Source organism: Companilactobacillus alimentarius DSM 20249, assembly GCF_002849895.1.
GTDB classification, from domain to species: Bacteria; Bacillota; Bacilli; order Lactobacillales; family Lactobacillaceae; genus Companilactobacillus; species Companilactobacillus alimentarius.
On record NZ_CP018867.1, the window covers coordinates 2,273,522 to 2,293,884 of the forward strand.

21 protein-coding genes are annotated in these 20,363 nt (G+C 35.5%); 14 read left to right on the plus strand and 7 right to left on the minus strand.

The window, feature by feature from the left end; translation table 11 throughout:
* Positions 1 to 19: 19 nt before the first annotated feature.
* On the minus strand, positions 20 to 424 hold the full coding sequence (locus tag LA20249_RS10925; RefSeq protein ID WP_083477935.1) for a DUF5067 domain-containing protein: 405 nt from the start codon (positions 422 to 424) through the stop codon (positions 20 to 22).
* A 582-nt stretch (positions 425 to 1,006) separates the two neighbouring features.
* Between LA20249_RS10925 and LA20249_RS10930 the strand changes: the two genes are divergently transcribed.
* The 4 genes from LA20249_RS10930 to LA20249_RS10945 all read left to right on the plus strand — a co-directional run bounded on the left by LA20249_RS10930 (position 1,007) and on the right by LA20249_RS10945 (position 4,103).
* Positions 1,007 to 1,219: a hypothetical protein gene (locus tag LA20249_RS10930; protein ID WP_235806769.1), complete on the plus strand. Its 213-nt coding sequence runs from the start codon at positions 1,007 to 1,009 to the stop codon at positions 1,217 to 1,219.
* Between the two features lie 142 nt (positions 1,220 to 1,361).
* The gene (locus LA20249_RS10935) at positions 1,362 to 2,240 is read left to right on the plus strand and encodes a cation diffusion facilitator family transporter (protein ID WP_057739114.1); all 879 of its coding nucleotides are present in this window, start codon (positions 1,362 to 1,364) and stop codon (positions 2,238 to 2,240) included.
* A gap of 64 nt (positions 2,241 to 2,304) precedes the next feature.
* Positions 2,305 to 2,979, plus strand: coding sequence for a 2,3-bisphosphoglycerate-dependent phosphoglycerate mutase (locus LA20249_RS10940; RefSeq protein WP_057739113.1), 675 nt, complete (start codon positions 2,305 to 2,307; stop codon positions 2,977 to 2,979).
* Between the two features lie 266 nt (positions 2,980 to 3,245).
* Positions 3,246 to 4,103: a GRP family sugar transporter gene (locus LA20249_RS10945; protein WP_057739112.1), complete on the plus strand. Its 858-nt coding sequence runs from the start codon at positions 3,246 to 3,248 to the stop codon at positions 4,101 to 4,103.
* A 50-nt stretch (positions 4,104 to 4,153) separates the two neighbouring features.
* Here LA20249_RS10945 and LA20249_RS10950 read toward each other — a convergent pair whose 3' ends face one another.
* The 6 genes from LA20249_RS10950 to LA20249_RS10975 form a co-directional block, all read right to left on the minus strand.
* Positions 4,154 to 4,441 (minus strand): hypothetical protein, encoded by a 288-nt coding sequence (locus LA20249_RS10950; RefSeq protein WP_057739111.1) that lies wholly within the window; start codon positions 4,439 to 4,441, stop codon positions 4,154 to 4,156.
* 182 nt (positions 4,442 to 4,623) lie between these two features.
* Entirely contained in the window at positions 4,624 to 6,711 is a 2,088-nt protein-coding gene (locus tag LA20249_RS10955) for a KUP/HAK/KT family potassium transporter (RefSeq protein ID WP_057739110.1), read from the minus strand.
* A gap of 118 nt (positions 6,712 to 6,829) precedes the next feature.
* Complete coding sequence (locus LA20249_RS10960) at positions 6,830 to 9,250, minus strand: Xaa-Pro dipeptidyl-peptidase (RefSeq protein WP_057739109.1); 2,421 nt, start codon at positions 9,248 to 9,250, stop codon at positions 6,830 to 6,832.
* A gap of 113 nt (positions 9,251 to 9,363) precedes the next feature.
* Positions 9,364 to 10,707, minus strand: a complete 1,344-nt coding sequence (locus tag LA20249_RS10965) for a C1 family peptidase (protein ID WP_057739108.1) — start codon at positions 10,705 to 10,707, stop codon at positions 9,364 to 9,366.
* A 15-nt stretch (positions 10,708 to 10,722) separates the two neighbouring features.
* Positions 10,723 to 11,412, minus strand: coding sequence for a ribose-5-phosphate isomerase RpiA (gene rpiA / locus LA20249_RS10970; RefSeq protein ID WP_057739107.1), 690 nt, complete (start codon positions 11,410 to 11,412; stop codon positions 10,723 to 10,725).
* Complete coding sequence (locus tag LA20249_RS10975) at positions 11,413 to 11,715, minus strand: GNAT family N-acetyltransferase (protein ID WP_057739106.1); 303 nt, start codon at positions 11,713 to 11,715, stop codon at positions 11,413 to 11,415. It abuts the gene before it with no gap.
* 130 nt (positions 11,716 to 11,845) lie between these two features.
* Between LA20249_RS10975 and LA20249_RS10980 the strand changes: the two genes are divergently transcribed.
* The 10 genes from LA20249_RS10980 (at position 11,846) to rpmG (ending at position 20,353) form a co-directional block, all read left to right on the plus strand.
* Positions 11,846 to 12,388, plus strand: coding sequence for a dCTP deaminase/dUTPase family protein (locus tag LA20249_RS10980; protein WP_057739105.1), 543 nt, complete (start codon positions 11,846 to 11,848; stop codon positions 12,386 to 12,388).
* Positions 12,389 to 12,407: 19 nt separating this feature from the next.
* Positions 12,408 to 13,781, plus strand: coding sequence for a DNA repair protein RadA (gene radA / locus LA20249_RS10985; RefSeq protein ID WP_057739147.1), 1,374 nt, complete (start codon positions 12,408 to 12,410; stop codon positions 13,779 to 13,781).
* Positions 13,782 to 13,791: 10 nt separating this feature from the next.
* Positions 13,792 to 15,063 carry a PIN/TRAM domain-containing protein gene (locus LA20249_RS10990; protein ID WP_057739104.1) on the plus strand — a complete coding sequence of 424 codons (1,272 nt, stop codon included), beginning with the start codon at positions 13,792 to 13,794 and terminating at the stop codon, positions 15,061 to 15,063.
* Complete coding sequence (gene gltX, locus LA20249_RS10995; protein WP_057739103.1) at positions 15,044 to 16,540, plus strand: glutamate--tRNA ligase; 1,497 nt, start codon at positions 15,044 to 15,046, stop codon at positions 16,538 to 16,540. Before LA20249_RS10990 ends, gltX begins: the two co-directional genes overlap by 20 nt.
* A gap of 317 nt (positions 16,541 to 16,857) precedes the next feature.
* Positions 16,858 to 18,261, plus strand: a complete 1,404-nt coding sequence (cysS, locus tag LA20249_RS11000) for a cysteine--tRNA ligase (RefSeq protein WP_057739102.1) — start codon at positions 16,858 to 16,860, stop codon at positions 18,259 to 18,261.
* On the plus strand, positions 18,254 to 18,667 hold the full coding sequence (locus LA20249_RS11005) for a Mini-ribonuclease 3 (protein ID WP_057739101.1): 414 nt from the start codon (positions 18,254 to 18,256) through the stop codon (positions 18,665 to 18,667). The genes cysS and LA20249_RS11005 overlap by 8 nt, the downstream gene beginning before the upstream one ends.
* Positions 18,648 to 19,415 (plus strand): 23S rRNA (guanosine(2251)-2'-O)-methyltransferase RlmB, encoded by a 768-nt coding sequence (gene rlmB, locus LA20249_RS11010; protein WP_057739100.1) that lies wholly within the window; start codon positions 18,648 to 18,650, stop codon positions 19,413 to 19,415. The genes LA20249_RS11005 and rlmB overlap by 20 nt, the downstream gene beginning before the upstream one ends.
* Positions 19,416 to 19,555: 140 nt before the next feature.
* On the plus strand, positions 19,556 to 19,789 hold the full coding sequence (locus tag LA20249_RS11710; RefSeq protein ID WP_157054437.1) for a hypothetical protein: 234 nt from the start codon (positions 19,556 to 19,558) through the stop codon (positions 19,787 to 19,789).
* An 86-nt stretch (positions 19,790 to 19,875) separates the two neighbouring features.
* The gene (locus tag LA20249_RS11715; RefSeq protein WP_146983827.1) at positions 19,876 to 20,118 is read left to right on the plus strand and encodes a hypothetical protein; all 243 of its coding nucleotides are present in this window, start codon (positions 19,876 to 19,878) and stop codon (positions 20,116 to 20,118) included.
* Positions 20,119 to 20,203: 85 nt separating this feature from the next.
* Complete coding sequence (gene rpmG, locus LA20249_RS11020) at positions 20,204 to 20,353, plus strand: 50S ribosomal protein L33 (protein ID WP_075887434.1); 150 nt, start codon at positions 20,204 to 20,206, stop codon at positions 20,351 to 20,353.
* Positions 20,354 to 20,363 lie beyond the last annotated feature (10 nt).

Genomic DNA, 20,363 nt, shown 5'->3' on the forward strand with positions numbered 1-20,363 from the left:
GATTCATTTTTGAATAATTTTATTTTAATTTTAATGGTTGGGTGGTATCTAGCCATTCGTTAGTTTGAATATTTTTGAAGTACATCGTAATTTCTGAATCGGTGTTTTTAACCTTAACAATTAAAGCACCATCAAAATTCTTACCTGGTTGAACTTGTCCTGTATTACTGTTATTGATGATAGTAGTGTAATCACCTGTAGCACTTGTAGGGTTTAATTGTTGCCCATCTTGTTTGATCATAATGGCAGTATTTTGGACCTTTTGGGGAACTTCGTTATTCTGAGTTTTATTAGTGTAATTATATTTAACTAATAAAGCAGGATCACCATTTGCATCTTTGATCAATTTGATTTGATTAGAAATTTTAAAAGTGTACCAATCGGTATCATAAGTTAAGTCATTGTATGTTCCAGCATTTTTAATTTAGTTAGTTTGTGCTTTTTGCTGACTATCTTTTGCTGGTTCTTTTTTTTGCTCAGTATTATTGTCACTTTTTTGTTCTTTTGAAGTAGGTTCTTTTTCAACTTTTTGTGCTTTTTATTTTTTAGTTGGTTTCTTTTTAGTCGTTTTCTTGCTTTTAGTTTCTTTTTTAGGTCTTACTTTTTCTATTTTATGAGAAGGCTGCGTTGTGTGGGTGTCGTTATTTGACGTATTTGTCTTCCAAAAAATTAGTATACCAATTATCAAAATGATAACTAAAATCAAAGAAATGATAAAAAATTTCTTTTTGTAGAAAGGCTTGTGTCTGCGACGTAAGCTCTCACGTGTTAAATTTGCTTTAGAATTATTATTATGCCTATTCATGTTTTCTCCCCGATGAATAATTGGTCATTGGTAATTAAGATTATAGTATCATAATTATTAACTATGAATTAATTTACTAGAAATTGCTAACAATTTTTTAAAAAATAAAAATTAAATTAAAGTGTTGAACCGCCTTAAAAAAAGTGGTATAAATATCTGGTCGATATTAATGAGATGTTATTTTAATAGAAGGGGGTCGCAATGATGATGCTATTTAGAAGTCATGGCGATTATGAAGTTACTTGTAATTTCTTGAGCAAAGAGGGACAGGAAGTTGCTAAAAAGCGTGTCTGTCATAATGTTTCTAAAAAGGAAGCACGTGACGGTATGAGAGACTATATTACTAATAGATTCTCTGATATTATAGATGTCGCTCATCCCATTAAAGTTGTTGCTAAGTTAACAGCTAAATAAGGTTTAAAATTAAATACTACTCAAGAACGAAGCCAATTCGTATAGTGAATTGGCTTCGTTTTGTAGTTAGAGAAAAAATAAGGGTCATCCTTTTTATATTTTGATAAATGATTGTTATGATAGACGCGAGGAGGCAGATTATATGGATCATGAAAAAGTAACTGGCAAACGCTTTTTTTATGTCACTGCACTCAATGTCATAATTACAATTACAGAATTTATTGGAGGCTTCTTTTCTGGTAGTTTAGGATTGATTTCAGATGCCTTTCACAATTTGGAGGATTCTTTATCTATTGTGATTTCCTTTGTCGCAAATGTGATTGGTCAAAAGAAAAATGATGTACAAAAGACCTTTGGTTATAAGCGTGCCGAAATTTTAGCAGCTTTTGTAAACTCGATCATTTTGGTTGTAATTACCGTTATTATGGTGTTTGAATCTTTCAGAAGGCTCTCGCAACCTCAAGAGATTAATGGACGCCTAATGATGATTGTTTCAATAATTGGTTTACTAGCCAACTTTATTTCAATGTGGATTCTTTTTGCTGGATCAAAAGATAATTTAAATATTAAAGCTACTTTTTTGCATATGTTGTCAGATACACTTTCATCAGTGGGCGTTTTTGTAGCTTCTATTTTTGTCATTTTATTCAATTGGATATGGGTTGATCCTTTAATTACAATTGTGATTGCTTTGTGGCTTTTAAAAGAGGCCTTTAGCGTGGTTTTTGAAACAATCAATATTCTTATGGAGGCCAGTCCTAAAATTGATTTGGACGCTGTTCAAGAGGCAATTTTAACTGTACCGGAAATAGTCAAGGTTCATCACGTACATGTTTGGATGATTGATGAGAATCATATTATGCTAGATGCTCATATTAATGTTAAAAAAACTTGTAATGTGTCGCAATTGGATTCAATCTATGATGTCGTTGATAAGATGTTGAATGATAAATTTCATATTACGCATGTAACTTTGCAAGCTGAATGTTCTAGAGGATTGGATAACTCATTGATAGATTAATAAGAAGTGGCATTTGTGCTAAGATTAGTAGGTAATTTTATAATGAAAGTTGGAATGTCATAATATGGTAAAACTTGTTATGGTCAGACATGGTGAGAGCATAGCCAATGCATTGAATCAATACACTGGTTGGAATAATGTTGGTTTGACGCATGAGGGAAGAATCCAAGCACACGTAGCTGCAAAGAAATTGCGAGGTTTTGAATTTGAGCATGTTCATACGTCAGTTTTAAAACGAGCAATTATCACAGCTTATATTATTCAAGATGATTTGAATCTTAATTATGTACCGATAACTAAAAGCTGGCGTTTAAACGAGCGTCACTATGGTGCTTTACGTGGTCAAAATAAAGATGCAACAAGAAGAGAATTTGGCGTTGAACAAGTTCATCAATGGAGAAGGAGTTTTTATTCAGTTCCTCCTAAGCTTGCTCAACCAGATCCTAATGTAGGTCCATATAAGTACTTTGACGCCAATATTATGCCTGTAGCGGAGAGTTTGTATGAAGCCTATCAAAGAATTGTACCTTATTATGTTGATCATGTTGCACCGAGATTACTTGATAATAAAGACCAATTGATAGTTGCACATGGAAGTACGATTCGGGCTTTGATTAAATATATCGAAGGAATTAGCGATAAAGATATTGACGGAGTTGAAGTTGCTAACGGTACACCATTAATTTATGAATTTGATGAAAAATTAAATATTATATCTTCAAATCGTCAAGATCAGTAGTGTTTTCAAAGCGTAAAGGCTTTGAAAACATTTTTTTTTAGATTTATTTTTTTAAGAAAATGCTTTCTTTTTGAAGATTATGATGTAAAATATTTAAATGGTCTAGTCAGTTACATGATTTTCATGTCAATTAACGATCTAAAATAAAAGTAATAATCATTAAATATTTGAAATATGGCAAGAGTTAATATTGGTAATATTCTTTTAATGAAGAAATTTATTGCTTTTAAAATTATTATTATTTCTGTAAATTAGAGGGAGTTTTTATGAATATTTTAATTGCACTAATACCAGCACTAGGTTGGGGCTTTATGCCAATCATCACTGGTAAAATTGGTGGATCACCAGCTAACCAAATGTTCGGAATCGGTGCTGGAGCAACAATCGTCGGGTTCGTAGCTTATATAATTACGCAGCCAGCAGTAAGCACGACGGCCTTTTGGTTTTCAGTTCTTTGTGGAGCTTTGTGGACAATCGGTCAAATCGGTCAATTCATTTCTTTCAAGCGAATTGGCGTTTCAGGAACAGTTCCATTATCAACTGTTTTCCAATTGGTAGGTAATTCTATTATTGGAATGCTAATCTTTGGCGACTGGTCTGGAGTTCAATCGAAAGTAATTGGTATAATTGCTTTATTGATTGTCATTGTAGGAGCACTTTTGACCTCAGTGACTGATAGTACTGAAGGAAACAAGATGGAATTAAAAGATGCCATATTCCTATTGTGTACTACCGTGGGTTTTTGGATCTATTCATCATTTCCTAATATGCCAATTGTTAAAGATCAAAGTGGTACTGGTATTTTTCTACCTGAGATGTTAGGGATTTTAGTTGGAGCAGTGATTTATGCCTTATTTACCGATGTCAAAGCCTTTAAGCAAAAAGAACATTATTTGAATATTTTTGCAGGTATTGCTTGGGGAATTGCTGCCTTTGCTTATATCTTTTCCGCTAAGGCTAACGGTAATACATCAGCTTTCATTTGGACACAACTAAACGTAGTGATTGGAACCTTTGGTGGAATCTTTATCTTAAATGAGAAGAAGAGTAGCCGAGAATTGAAATTTACGATCCTAGGAATCGTTTTGATTGTTATTGGTAGTGTTGCAACCTCATTCGCATAAAAATCCGTAGTAATTGATTTTTTCAATTACCACGGATTTTTTTTTAATCTCTAAATATTGACTGCTTGAATAATATGATTTTTGAAATAGTTTGATTCGCCATAGCCACTATTGATAATGAAAATCTTTTTGCCTTTATAGACGAAACTAATTCTCTCATAACCATAGAAATCATCGATCAATAAATCAGTGATTTGATTTATTGCAATTTCAATATGATGGGCAGGCTCTGCCCCATGAGAAATCGTTAGTGAAAGCAACCCCTTGTGAAAACGATAATCGGCATAACCACTGAATAAATGGGAGTTGGAATCAAGGATTTGAATGTAAGTAAACATATATTATTGATCTCTTCTCTAATTTAAGTTAATCAAAATTTTTTGTCTTGATTAATTCAAATTATAATTAATAAATTTTATTAAACCAAAAATAAACTGTGATTATGACAAAATGTCTGATCTTAATCAATAAATTTGACACCAAAAAAGCGCAATTGCTTTAATGCAATTGCGCTTTTTAGTTATTCGTCCTCGTCGTCATCATCAATCTCTTCATCAATCTTAATATCTTTGAGAGCTGAGCGGTCTTTTCTGACCAAACGCAAGCGATTGAGGGAGACTTTCCCAAGTACTAATGGAACACGTTCTTCAATAACATCGCTGTATGAAAGACCGAACCAGTTAGCTGGAGAGATAAACTTTTGTAACAAGAGACGTAAGTGAATGATACTCTTCTTCACATTACTGATCTTAGTATCAGGTGAGAGAACCTCTTTAATAATAACGAATGAGAAGTCCCCAACATCACGATCAGGAATAGTGGTATATTTCTGTGGTTGAGATTTAATCTCGCCATTTGACATCATATCGTTGACGACCTGACGCAAGTAGACGTTAACCTTTTGATCTACTCTAAATCCTAGATAGAGTTGAACGCTGACCATGTAGTCAGTGTCAAAAGTCTCAACACTGTAAGCTGCGGTATATGGTTCATCGGTAACGTTAACAGTGACAAACCAATAAACTTGAGCTCGTTTAGGACGTTTATCAAGAATTGAATAGAGGATATTTTTCTTAATCCGGTATCCATCATGAACCTTAGTTAAATAAACTAGGTTAGTTGTATATAGTGGATAACTTGGATCTTTTCTTAAATCATTTAATTGGTGCTTAAAAGCCAATAGGGAAGCAAAATGACTCCGATAGGTATTATCATCCTTGAGTCTTTCGCCGTATCTCCAAACGAACATAACGGCAATTAAGACGGCCGCGATGAACATTGTAATGTAAGCACCGTGAATGAACTTGCTACTATTTGTAACGAAGAAAATACTTTCAATGATAAAGAAGAAACTAACGATAACCGTTGTAAAAATACGATTGACCCGTTTCATCAATAACCATTGGTGAAGTAAGATCGTAGTCATTAACATGGTAATAGTAATTTCTAGACCATAAGCATTTGACATGTTTTCTGAAGTCTTGAAATAGAAAACAATAAATAAACAAACAATCCAAATTATTGAATTAACTGTAGGGATATAAAGTTGTCCTTTAAAGTTAGTTGGATAATAAGTTTTTAATCTTGGGAACATTCTTAACTTAGTTGCTTCGGAAACTAGAGTGTATGAACCAGAAATCAAAGCCTGTGAAGCGATGATTGCGGCAAATGCTGAAAGTAAAATTCCAAAGAGTCTAAAGTCAGAAGGAATCGATTGATAAAATGGATTCATAGCTGAGCCCATTTTTTGTAATGAAGCATTGTCTTTAACACTAATGATCCAAGCTGCTTGACCTAAATAACTAAGTAGCAAGCAAACTTTAACAAAAGGCCAACTAGTATAAATATTAGGTCGACCAACGTGTCCCATATCGGAATATAAGGCCTCAGCACCAGTAGTAGCTAAGAAGATACTACCTAGAATAAAGATTCCGCGAATATTCATAGGACTTTGCAATAACTTAATTGCGTAGTAAGGGTTCAAAGCTCGAATAATCGTCCAGTCCGAAGAAAGATTGACGATTCCAATTAGACCCAGAAAGGCGAACCAAATCAACATTATTGGACCAAAGGCTCGACCGATCATCTGTGTACCAAATCGTTGAATAAAGAACAACGTTGATAAGATGATAATAGTTACAATGATAACTTGATTCTGCGTACTAATAAGTACTGCGTTGTGAATCTGGATACCCTTGAGCCCTTCAATTGCCGCCGTAACGGTAACTGCGGGAGTCATCATACCATCAGCTAGAAAGGTTGCCCCACCAATCATTGCTGGGATAATCAACCACTTAGCACGCTTTCTAACTAAAGTGTAGAGGGCAAATATACCACCCTCACCGTTGTTATCGGCACGTAAAGCAATCAAAACATACTTAATTGTCGTTACCAAGGTCAGTGTCCAAAAGATCAAGGAAACACTACCCAAAATAAAATCAGTAGACATTTTTTCAAGTCCACCATTCCCAACCATCAAGGAATGCATAACATATAGAGGAGAGGTACCAATATCTCCATAAACGATTCCTAATGCAATTAGAAATCCTGCAATGCTTCTCTTTGAATGGGGGTTATTTTTCAATGAATTCAGTTGTGTCTTTTCCATATAATAATCTCCAAAAATAAACAGTTCAACGGCAATTGTAACATTAAGCATGAAGGTATGAAACATTTATTTTAGTCGACTTTAATTCCCTAATTTAAAGCCTTATGTAGCGCTTATATTACTTATGCAAAGGGACAATTAATGTAGACTGATCCAGTTGAACTGTATATTTAATATTTTGATTTCCACGTACGGTCATACCAAAGTCGGTTGCATAGATTATCAATCCCAATTGGTGATTAGCTTGCAAATTATAAAATGTTGGTTGTAAGTCAACGGTTACATTGTAGAAGATGTTCGGCTTTAATTCATCAACTTTATAATTATTCTTCCGATTTTGTAAATTAATATGCCCCTTGGTAATCATTTTGGCTGTTGATTCTTTGCCGAGAGTGAATTCTCGAAGATCATCTTCACGCCAATCATAGGTTTCAGCAAGACTATTTTTAGAAAGTAGACTTGGAGAAACATTAAGACGCTTGGTTTTGCCAAAATCAATTACTTGAAAACTCAGCATACCCAAATCTTCACTAGAAGATACCTGTAAATTAAGTTTTATTTTTCCATCAAGTAAGAGGTTTTTAGTTAGAGGTGCTGTTTTAAAAGTCAAGTGTGTGTTAAGTAATTTAGCGTTATCTGCCAGTAGATCTTTTTGCCATGTAACGTTGTCATCACGATAAAATTCAAAATCGGTTTTAGGTAGATTATCGGTAAACGAAGCGGTAGCAGTCTCAGATTTTTCGGTAGTTAGTTTATCATCTGATAAGTTATACTTGAGGGTATCATCATCCTCATTAGCCCAATCTTTGTAAGCAGTCCAAGTTTCAGGTTTAACGTTATCTTGTCTGATGACGTTAGGGATAATTTCTTTTGCCTGATTATCTATACCTAAGAGCTCATTAGTTAACCAGAGATTAATAATGTCGCTGTAATCTATGGAACGAAAGGCATTGATATAGATGTGTTGTCCTTGATGTAAGATTATTTTTTGCGTAACGCCGTTATACTTAATACCATTCCAGAGACGTTCAACGTTACGAGGTTTGACGTTCCAATCATTTAAGCCATGGACCATGAAAACATCAGCTGTGATATTCTTGAAGTTCTTATGATAATTACGGGCGTCCCAAAAAGTATTGTAATCACCGCTATCACGATCTTGACCCACTTGAATATCTTTTATTTGTTGGTCCCATTGATCTTCGATTTTGTGGAAATCACCGGGTTGAAGACGACGGCTAAAAGTCTCCTCGGCTAAGACATCAGCATCTTCACCAGGGAATCCACCTGGAGCAATAACTAGACCACCGTCACGGTAGTAGTCGTACCAATTAGAAATGGCGGCTTCACTGATGATAGTTTTCAGACCCTTAACACCAGTGGTTGCAGCTGCTGTAGCAAGTGTTCCTAAATAAGAACGTCCCGTCATAGCGACCTTTTTATTTGACCACCAAGCTTTAATCTCAATATTATCAGTACGGTTAGTAAAGGCGGGAAGATCACCAGTTAGCCATTTGATAATGGAAATAGTAGAAGTAGTTTCATCTGGATCGCCAGTGGTTCTGAATCCGTCAGAATCCTTAGTACCGATCCCAGCCATGTAAATGACCGCAAATCCACGAGCTAAGAAGTAGTCATTTAAAGTGTAAGAACTTTCTCTAGCAAAAGTCTCTTCAGCTTTTTTGGTTTCACCATTGATAACGCGGGGTTCAGGTAATTCTGTTCTTTTTGCAACGTATTCAATATCTTTGTACTGTAAATTATTTGGCTCTTTGTGTGTTAAGGGAACGTTGACGTTATGAGTTAGTTTTTCACCAGTTTCGTCATTAGTTCCTTGGTTATAGGGACTGGCCGTGTAAAGGACAGGGACTTTCAGACCATGTTCAGTTTCGTAGGGACGAAGGATTTCAGCCTTAAGTAAATCTCTTTTGCCATCATGATCGCTATCTTGAGGAGACTCGACATAAACAACCTCTCGAATTAATTTATGAGGATTAAAGACAGGTAGGGTTTTACCATTGAATAGTAAAGGCTTTGATACTTTGCCATAGAATGTGGTGAAGTAACCTTTAGATGCTAATGAATCGATGAAAGTTTGCCCATCTTTATTGTGAGTAGCTAGAAGCCAATACCAAGCAGATTTTAGTTCACTCGTGGTAAAATAACCATTCTGATGATTAGCGATTAACAATTGGATTTTTTTCATTGCTGTCAGTGGAGCGTCAAATGAAAAGTCGACGTCAGGATTGAATTTTAATAACTGTAAGGCAACATTATAAAAAGCGACAACTGAAACATTGGTTGCAGAATCAAGATATTCACTTAGATTCTGTGTTTCAGTAGCCATATAAGTACGTAATTTTTCTTCAAAGTTAGAAGAAGTCTTTGCTTCTAAGAAAGCCTTACTAAGAAAGCTTTTCCATAACTTGATTGAGTCTGTTTCAGAACTGTTGTCTTTATCTAGAAATCCGATTTCTTTCAATTCTTTGATTTGGTCATCGAACTTGGTGGGACGAATAGCAAATTGATTATTTTTCATATTGACACTCCTTTTCAAATATTAATTTCATTATAAAGCACTGTAGATGAAAGTCTCGAATAAATCAATAAAAAATAGGCCTACAATTGCAGGCCCATTTTTCTGGTTTTGTTTTATGCTAAAGCACCCATTGGGTCCCAAGGAGCAAGAACCTTAGGATCTTTAGATTCAGTTTCAAAGGTATTCTTAAGATCATCACTTAAATATTTCTTATTGATAACTAATTGATAGACGAATTCATTGAACCATGAGTCGCTCATAACAAAGTATCCTTTGTTACCAACTTTTTCACCCCATGAATTTTCAACTTTCCACTTGAGTGGATTGCCATTTTCGTCTAAATCAACACCAGTGATAACCATTGCGTGTGTCATCATACTTTCAATGTAATCAAGACGTTCTGCTTTGGTCATCTTAAGGTCAGTATTGAGTAAACCTTCGAGGTCATAGATCTTTGTATCCATGATACCAATCTTACGATCGGAACTTTGACCAACATCACTACCAAACCAAACTGTTTCACCAGCTTGAAGTTGTTTAACAGCTAATTTCTTGAAGTCATTGATTTCAAGGTTCAAGTGGCGAACTTGACGACCACCGATAACATTGCCTAGCATTTCAACGGTATAAACGTGATTGTATGGTTTATCAGCTGTTGGAGCGTTGATAGTTGAAATGTAGCTATCTAAGTCCCAGCCGACATATTTCTTGAAGAATTCTTGTGGTGTAATACCGGTTTCTTTATGATAGTTCTTATCATCATCACGGTAAGCCCAGTCAAATTTAGTAGGTGGTACGCCTACTGTATAAACTAAGATCTTGTAGATTTCACTTAACAATTCGTTTTTCTTACGTTCAATATCTTCTTCAGATTTGTTGTCATTAACGAGGTCACGCAAGATGATGGCATCTTTACATAATTTCTTGTTGAGCACGTTATTTAGTTCAGAGGAGTTTGTACGACTGAATGTATCTGGCATAACGGCCTTAGGAACGACGCCATATTTTTGAACTAGTGCCATAACCATATCCCATTGACCACCATCTTGTTGAGGTGTTGCCATTAGGAAATCGACTTTGCGATCACCAGTTGGTAAAGCTGCTGTTTTAATAACATTTTCAAAGAAGTAATTTGACTTTTCCAATTTATCCCAGAAAAGCATGTAGCCTTGAGATAACTCGAAGCCCTTGATCTTGAAGTTATCTTGAAGAGGGTGTCTCATTGTATTCAAAGCTGCAAAGACCCAGCAAAGTCCTGATTGCTTTTGATCAGCAACCTTACCAGTATCCAATTCGATTGAGAAAGTTGGATCCATTGCTACCTTAGAAGCAAGGGTCTCACTTGATTTAAAGAGGCCGTTGTTAATAACAGCATTTTTAATTGCTGAAGAACCTGGTGTATTTTCAAAGGCTGTTTGAAATTTATCTAATTCTGATGATGTGATTTCTTTTGTCATACAAAAATTCTCCTTTTATCTGATATTATCAATTACTTTAGGTCCATCTTCGTAACCGACGATAATAGTATTAACTATATCAAGAAATAATCCATGTGCAACTATTCCAACTTGATGATCTAACCAGTCAGCTAGTAGATGGGGATGATTGATTGTACCAATTTTTAAATCAATAATATAATTTTTATTGTGTGTTAAAAAGCGACTGCCATCTTCATTGAGACGAAATTCTGGATTCAAACCTTCTTTTTGAAGATCGTTAAAAGTCTTTTCGCTACCAAAGGGGATTACCTCAGTTGGTAATGGAAAACTTCCCAATTTGTCAGCCATTTTTGATTTATCAACGATCCAAAGGTTACGGTTAGAGTTTGTAGCAACCATTTTTTCTAGTAGATGAGCGCCACCGCCGCCTTTGATACCTTGACCATTTTTGTCAATTTGGTCGGCACCATCAATGGTTAAGTCGATGTGATCCACTTCGTTGAGGTCTTTGGTTTGAATGCCCAATTCTTGAGCTTGTTTTTCAGAACGAGAAGATGTTGTTACGGCAACAATATTTTCAAGTTCTCCATTCTTTAATCTGCGACCCAATTCCTCAATCATATAGTAGACAGTCGAGCCAGTACCTAATCCTACTACGCTATTACTCTTGAAGTAATCGACCGATTTAGTACCGACAGCTTTCTTTAATTCATCTTGGTTCAACTAATTTTCCCCCTTTAAGAGCTTTTGGTAATTTTCAGTTAATAAAAATCTAATTTCTGGTCTATTTTGAAAGGCGACTTTAGCATATTCACAAACTGGAACGATTTTTAACCCCTTTAAATCAGAGAAATCTAAGACGGCATTCAAAAGCTTTTTTGCTAAGCCTTGATTGCGATATTGTTCATCGACATAAGTATGATCGAGTGAAATTACACCGTCCTTAACAGTCGAATAGGTAAGTTCACCGATTGTTTTACCATCATTTACAAGGTAAAAACGTCCATCCTCATGATTCATTTCCATAAAATTACCTCCTGCTTAATTTATTTAATTTAATATTACTCTATTATAAGAAGAAAGTCAGTGAATCAATAGTTTTATATGAGCTAAAATGCTATTATTTTAGTTATCTAATGCTTAAGGAGTTTTCAATTTGACAAAAAAACGTGGATTTGAGATTGTGAAAAAATATGAAGGCAAAGGAATAAATTTGCCAGTACGTCAAACTAAAAATGCTGCTGGATATGATATTGAAAGCGCCCAGGACTTTATTGTCCCTTCAATTTGGAAATTTGGCTTTTTTAATGTTTTGAAATTTATTTTGAATAAAGGAAAAATGGATGACGAAAAAATTGCTGAGGTACAAAAGTCAATCAAGCCAGTTTTAGTACCAACAGGTATTAAAGCCTATATGCAAGAAGACGAAGTATTGATTATAGCTAGTCGTTCTAGTAATCCCTTAAAACGTGGCTTAACAATTCCTAATGGGATTGGCGTGGTTGACGCTGACTACTATAATAATGATAGTAATGAGGGTGAATTGTTTGTTCAACTGATCAATTTTTTCCCAGTCGACTATAAAGTGAAAAAGGGCGAACGTTTGGCTCAAGGAATTTTTATAAAATATTTAACGTCTGATAATGATGAAGGCGGCTTGAGAAAACGCAATGGAGGATTTGGTTCCTCAGGAATATAATAAGAAAGGAACTATTTTATTGGCTAAAGCTAAAACAAAATTTGTATGTCAAAATTGTAGCTATGTTTCACCACGTTATTTGGGACGTTGTCCTAATTGTGGGGCATGGAATCAAATGGTGGAAGAAGTTGAACATCCAGAAGCCATTAAGGCCAAAGCTACGCCAAGTCGTCGTGTGAGTGATTTGGAATCTAAGCCGGTTAGTATTGATGATGTTTCATTTGAAAAGGAACCACGGATTAAAACAGAACTTTCAGAATTAAATCGTGTTTTAGGTGGCGGAATCGTTCCGGGATCATTGATCTTGATCGGTGGTGATCCAGGAATTGGTAAATCGACGCTTTTAACTCAAGTTTCAGGACAATTAGCTAGCAGCGGTAAAGTGTTGTACGTTTCTGGTGAAGAGAGCGCTTCGCAGATTAAGATGCGAGCTGATCGTTTAGGAATTTCAGGTAAGAATTTATATCTATATCCTCAGACTGACATGAGTTATATCAGAGATACTATTTCCGATATGAAGCCTGATTATTTAATTATTGACTCGGTTCAGACAATGGACGAGCCAGAGATTACTTCAGCAGTTGGGAGTATTTCTCAGATTCGAGAAGTAACGGCTGAATTGATGAATATTGCTAAACAAGATAACATTACAGTCTTTGTCGTCGGTCATGTTACTAAAGGCGGTGCGATTGCTGGTCCCAAAATACTGGAACATATGGTTGATACTGTTCTATACTTTGAAGGGGACACGCATCATAGTTATCGAATTTTACGTTCAGTTAAGAATCGTTTTGGATCGACTAATGAAATCGGTATTTTTGAAATGAGGACAAAGGGATTAGTTGAGGTCACTAATCCTTCAGAGATTTTCTTAGAAGAACGATTGGCTGACACTAATGGTTCAGCTGTGGTTGTCTCAATGGAAGGAACTAGACCAATTCTGGTTGAAATCCAATCATTAATTACCCCAACTATCTTCGGTAATGCTAAGAGAACCGCAACTGGTTTGGATCACAATCGGGTTTCAGTTATCATGGCTGTTTTAGAAAAACGTGGTAACTTGATGCTTCAAAATCAAGATGCATATTTGAAGTCAACTGGGGGAGTTAAATTGGATGAACCAGCAATTGATTTGGCTTTAGCAATGTCAATTGCATCAAGCTACAAAAATCTTGGTATTCCTGCGACTGACTGTTTTGTTGGCGAAGTAGGTTTGACAGGCGAGATCCGCCGAGTCAATCGAATTGATCAACGAGTTAATGAAGCTGAGAAATTAGGCTTTAAACGAATATTTATTCCCAAAAATAATATGGGTGATTGGTCTAAGAAAAACAAGATTCAAATTGTTGGCGTCAGCACTGTAACTGATGCGATGAACAAAATTTTTAATTAGGAGGTTTTCCATGCGAAAGATCGTAATAAATATAATTTTTGCATTGCTTGGTATTGCCGTCGGAATTACGGTTCTACCAAGTTTGTGGTTAGTTTCAGGTCTAGCGGGAGTTGCATTCATTAATAACGGCTATTTTGACGGACTTATTGGTGGTATTTTATTTTATTTCTTGTCGTTCTTATTTGTTAATTCAATTCTGAATTTAAATCAAAAGATTGAGAAATACTTAAATTCCCGTTCACCAGGTTGGATCATTTATGGAGCTGGATTCTTAATTGGTGGTTTAGTTTTAGCTAATATCATTTCAATTCCGTTCTATTTGATGAGCAATATGTTTTCAAATGTGATTCCAGTTATTTTGATGATCGTCTTTGGTTGGATTGGTTTCAGAATGGGAACAAGTCGTCGAAATGATTGGAGTAATTTTTCAATCACTAAACGAAATACCAAGACTGCTGCCAGTGATAAAGCGGAGGACTTAGCTTCTGAAGGAGAAGTGACACGTCGTTCTGCCAAAAAAGATTTTTATCCATATAAGATTTTGGATACGTCAGTAGTCATTGATGGAAGAATTCATCAGTTGGCCCACACCGGATTTTTGGAGGGTAAATTGATGATTCCTGATTTTGTTGTTCATGAATTACAATTGATTTCTGATTCTAGTGATAATCAAAAACGTGAGCGTGGTCGTCGAGGGCTTGATATCTTGAACGAAATGAAGATGGATAAAGCTATCAATTACACCACAACGACGCGTGATTATGATAATATTCCAGAAGTGGATATGAAATTGCTTAAATTAGCTAAAGAAATCGGTGGTGCTGTCATCACAAATGATTATAATTTAAGTAAGGTAAGTGAATTTCAAAACGTTCAAGTACTTAACATTAACGAACTAGCCAAAGTCTTGAAACCCATGGTTTTGCCAGGAGAGACAATGACTGTTAAAGTTATAAAAGAGGGTACTGAAAGAGAGCAAGGTGTCGCATACCTAGAAGACGGAACGATGGTTGTTGTTGAAGAAGGTAAATACTTCATTAACAAGGAAGTCGAAGTCGTCGTAACTAGTGCATTGCAAACTGATGCTGGTAAAATGATATTTGCAAAACCTAAACATTCAATGCATGGTATCCAAGAGAAGAGCGAATCCAAAGAGAATTCTAATAACCACAATAACGGTAATAACAAACGTAATAATCGCAATAATGGCAATAAGAATTCAAATCGGAACAACTCTAGAAACAGAAGGGGAGAACACAGAAATGGCAAAAAAGTCAGATAATAAAATTCGTGTAAGATATGCACCAAGTCCAACAGGTCACTTACACATTGGGAATGCTAGAACGGCTATCTTTAACTACCTATTTGCACGTAGTCACAAGGGAACATTTGTAATCCGTATCGAGGATACAGATACAAAACGTAACGTTAAAGGTGGTACAAAGAGTCAACTAGAAAACCTTAAATGGTTAGGCGTTGATTGGGATGAAGGTCCAGATGTCGGTGGTGACTATGGTCCTTATCGTCAATCAGAAAGAAAAGAAATTTATCAAAAATATATTGATGAATTGCTTGAAAAGGGCTTAGCTTACAAATCATATCTGACTGAAGAACAACTTACAAAAATGCGTGAAGACCAAGAAGCTCATGGTCAAATGCCTCATTACGAATACGAATTCGAAGGCATGAGTGAAGATCAAAAAGCTGCAAAAATCAAGGAAGCAGAGGATGCTGGTTTACAACCAGTTGTTAGATTCCATGTACCAGTTGGTAAGAATTACGAATGGGACGATATCGTAAAGGGTAAAGTTTCAATCGGTTCTGATACTATCGGTGGCGATTGGGTCATTCAAAAACGTGATGGTATGCCAACATACAACTTTGCCGTTGTTGTTGATGACCATTTGATGGAAATCAGTCATGTTCTTCGTGGTGATGACCATGTTGCTAACACTCCTAAACAATTAATGATCTATGATGCCTTAGGCTGGGAAGCACCTAAGTTCGGCCATATGACACTTATCATTAATACAGAAACTGGTAAAAAATTAAGCAAACGTGATGAATCAATTCTCCAATTCATCGAACAATATCGTGAACTAGGTTATTTACCAGAAGCTATGTTTAACTTCATCGCTCTACTAGGTTGGTCACCAGTTGGTGAAGATGAACTATTCACACGTAAACAATTTATCAAGATCTTTGATGAACATCGTTTGAGTAAATCACCAGCTAAATTCGACCAAAAGAAACTCGAATGGGTCAACAATCAATATGTTAAGCATGCTGATGTCAGTGAAATCACTGATTTAGTAATCGCCAATTTGATTGAAGCCAAACGAGTATCAGAAGATCCATCAACCGATGAGATCCAATGGGTAAGACATTTAACAGAACTTTACATGCCACAAATGAGTTATACACAACAAATCATTGACTTGGCAGATGTCTTCTTCAATCAACCAGAACATTTAACAGACGACGAACAAAAAGAATTAGCAGATGATGATGCTAAGACAGCTATTGAAGATTTGAAAGGCAAGTTAGAGAAATTACCTCGCTTCACAGCTGCACAAATCATGGCTGCTATTCAATCAGTCAGAGCTGATACTGGCGTTAAGGGTAGAAAACTTTATATGCCAGCTAGAATTGCAACTACTAGAACAATGCATGGTCCAGCAATTGCTGAAACAATCGAATTGTTCGGTAAGAAGCAAGCTCTAGAAAATATTGATAAGACTTTGTCAGAAATGAACTAAAAGCCATTTTCAAATAGACTGAATAGTATTTGGAAGTCCTATATTGATAGAATGTTAAAAAGTAGAACAACTATTCAGTTCGGAATAGTAAAGCTGATTTGGCTCAGCCGCCAGATTATTCTTAGCGCTTTAGCGCTTAGAATAAGGCCTAGTTTTGAGACTTTGCGTATTTTACAAAGGCTCAAAATAATGCCGGCAGCGTTCCAGCCAAAATCGGCTTTACTATGGAGGACGGCATTATAAAAATAAAGAAAAGAAAAAGAGGTTGAAGGAAAACTTAGTTTGCCTCCAAGCTCTTTTTTATATAGGTGAAGAATATGTTGAAAATTTTCAATACATTGACCCGTGAAAAAGAAGAATTTAAACCGATAACACCTAATCAAGTTAATATGTACGTCTGTGGACCAACTGTGTATAACTACATCCATATCGGCAATGCCCGTTCGATCGTAGCTTTTGATACAGTTCGCCGTTATTTAGAATTTCTAGGATACAAAGTAAAATTTGTTTCTAATTTCACCGATGTCGATGACAAGATGATCAAAGAAGCCAATCGTGAAGGCATTACCGTACCAGAAGTAGCGGACCGCTTCATCAAGGCTTTCTATGAAGATATAGCAGCCATCAATGTTCAAAAAGCTACTATTAATCCTAGAGCTACAGACAATATTCAAGATATTATTGATTTTGTTAAAGTTTTGATTGATAAAGGTTACGCTTATGAATCCGACGGGGATGTTTTCTATCGGGCTCGCAAGTTCAAACATTACGGCGAATTGTCTGATCAAAATATCGATCAATTGGTTCAAGGTGCTAGTGAACACATTGGTGAAGCCGAATTTGATAAGAAACAAGATCCAATCGACTTTGTTCTTTGGAAAAAGGCCAAACCAAATGAAATCGAATGGGATTCTCCATGGGGCATGGGTCGCCCAGGTTGGCACATTGAATGTTCCGTTATGTCAACAAAATATTTAGGCGATACTTTCGATATTCACGGTGGCGGACAAGACCTAGAATTTCCTCATCATGAAAATGAAATTGCCCAAAGTGAAGCTAAGACGGGTAAGAAGTTTGTTAACTATTGGATGCATAATGGCTTCGTGACAGTTGAAAATAATGAAAAAATGAGTAAATCGTTAGGCAATTTTGTGACGGTTCATGATTTAGTTAAGCAAACTAATCCTCAAGTTTTGAGATTCTTCTTGTCTTCAACACATTACCGTCGTCCTTTGGAATATTCACAAAGTAATTTGCAAAAAGCAGCTGATAATTTAGAAAAAATTAAGAACGCTTATAACAATTTGAAATTCAGATTGGCCGACGCTACAACTGAAACTGATGATATTCCAGCTCAAGTGGAAAAGATTGTTACGGATTTCAAGACGGCAATGAATGACGATTTCAATGTTCAAAATGGTTTAACAGAAATATTTAATTTAGTGAACTTGGCTAATAATTATTCGGCTCAAACTGCGGTTGCAAAAACAAGCGTGAATGTTATCCTGAAAGCTATGGTCGATTTGACTAGTATTTTAGGAATTAAGTTGGATGAACAGAAAGATCTTTCAGATGAGATTCAAAAAATGGTCGATCAACGTGATCAAGCTCGAGCAGATAAAGATTTTGCCACAAGCGATAAATTACGTGACCAATTAAAAGAGATGGGTGTAATCCTCGAAGATACACCACAAGGAACACGGTGGCATATTAATGACTGATGTGAAACAATTTAACGGCGTGACTTTAGCTTATTTAGGAGATGCGGTTTACGAAGTTTTCATTCGCGAACATTTATTAGGCAAGAATATAACTAAAGTCAACAAATTACAGAAACAAGCTAAGCATTACGTTTCAGCTAAAGCTCAGGCGTCATTGATAACTTTGATGATTGATAAAGGGATTCTTTCTGAAAAAGAAATCAGAATCTATAAAAATGGACGCAATGCGAAAAAATATACTAAAGCAAAGAATACAAGTGTCGTCACTTATCATATGTCTACTGGTTTTGAAGCACTCTTTGGTTATTTAGATATTACAGGTAACAAGAAACGTGTCATAGAATTGGCACAATGGTGCATAAATGAAGTGGAAACAGGGGAGTCAGATGACAGAAAATTCGAATAAAAGTGAAGAAAAAGAATTAATTTACGGAGTTCATTCCGTAATAGAACTTTTGAAATCAGCTACAGCTAATCAACGTGTTAACAAAGTTTTAGTACAAAAGGGACTTACGAGTGAACATATTGGCGAAGCAGTTAAGTTAGCTAAACGTGACCGCTTGATTGTTCAAGAAGTTCCTAAGAATAAGTTGGACGATATTAGTGATGGTGGCAATCACCAAGGGATGGCAGCTTACATTGCCCCTTATCAGTACGCTGAATTAGATGATATTTTTAAGAGTGCTGAAAAAAAGGGCACCGATCCGTTTATCTTAATTTTAGATAAAATTGAAGATCCCCATAATTTAGGCTCAATCATGCGGACTGCTGATGCTGTTGGAGTAGATGGAATTATCGTTCCTAAACATCGTTCAACAGGTTTAACTTCAACTGTTGCTAAGACATCAACTGGAGCAATCGAGCACGTTCCAGTTGTGCGTGTTACTAATTTAGTTAACACAATCAAAGACTTGAAGAAACGTAACGTCTGGGTCTTTGGAACAGCTATGGAGGGTGACAACTACCGTAACTGGAATGCCAAGGGTGCCATTGCACTCATTATTGGTAACGAAGGTAAAGGTATTTCACCACTTGTTTTGAAGCAGGCTGACCAAACTTTGAATATTCCGATGTTTGGACACGTGCAAAGTTTGAATGCTTCGGTTGCAACTGGAGTTTTGTTGTATCAAGCTTTTGCTTCAAGAAATGCTTAAAATATTAATTAATAGGCTAACAAAAAACATTCAATTTTTTTGTTAGTCTATTTAAATTATTGTAAACAAATGTTCTCTTAAAATGAGTTAACAAAGATGTTATTTTAAAATTACAAAATTATTATTTGCAGATTCAAGTTATGATCAACAACGAAGTTCTATGGATTGAATTAGTTAAAGAAAAAAATGATTCAACAGCTTTAAATAATTTAGTAAAAAGATATCGTCCAATGATCGATAACATGTATATTCAGTACTTTATTGATGGTTATGATCGAAAAGACTGGTATCAGGAAGCTTTCATCGTCTGTTACAATACTTGCAAGTTTATAATGGTAAAAATGGTTCTAAATTTGGGAGCTTCTTTAAGTTAAAATTTCAAAATCATATCATTGATATTATTCGGCGTGAGAATGCAATTAAAAGAAAAGCCAATCATTGTCCGGAGTCATATGACAATTTGGCAAGTAATGGAAAATTGAATGACAGAATAGTTGATGACAGTGAAGATGCTGTTGATATTTCAAACCAATTTGAAAAAATCATGGCTAAAATGAGTTGTCTGGAATTAATTGCTTTCCAGTTTTTACTGGGAAAGATTACTAAAGAAGATGCTTGTGAGTCTGCTAAATGTGATATGAAGCAGATTTTAAGGGCTGTGCGTCGTTGTAAAAATAAATTGAAAAATAATAACAAACCTTGATTGTCATGAGATTGCAATGGACAAAACACCTTCCAGAGTTTACAATTAATAAGATTAAGATATAGAATGAATTTTGGAGATAAACATGGGATTAAGAAAAGTCGCCCTTGCTTGTACTGTTTGTGGATCACGTAACTATACAATTACAGAAAACCCAAATAGAACAGAACGCTTAGAAGTTAAAAAGTTCTGTAAGCACTGTGGTAAACATACGTTGCACAAAGAAACAAGATAACTCTGGAGGA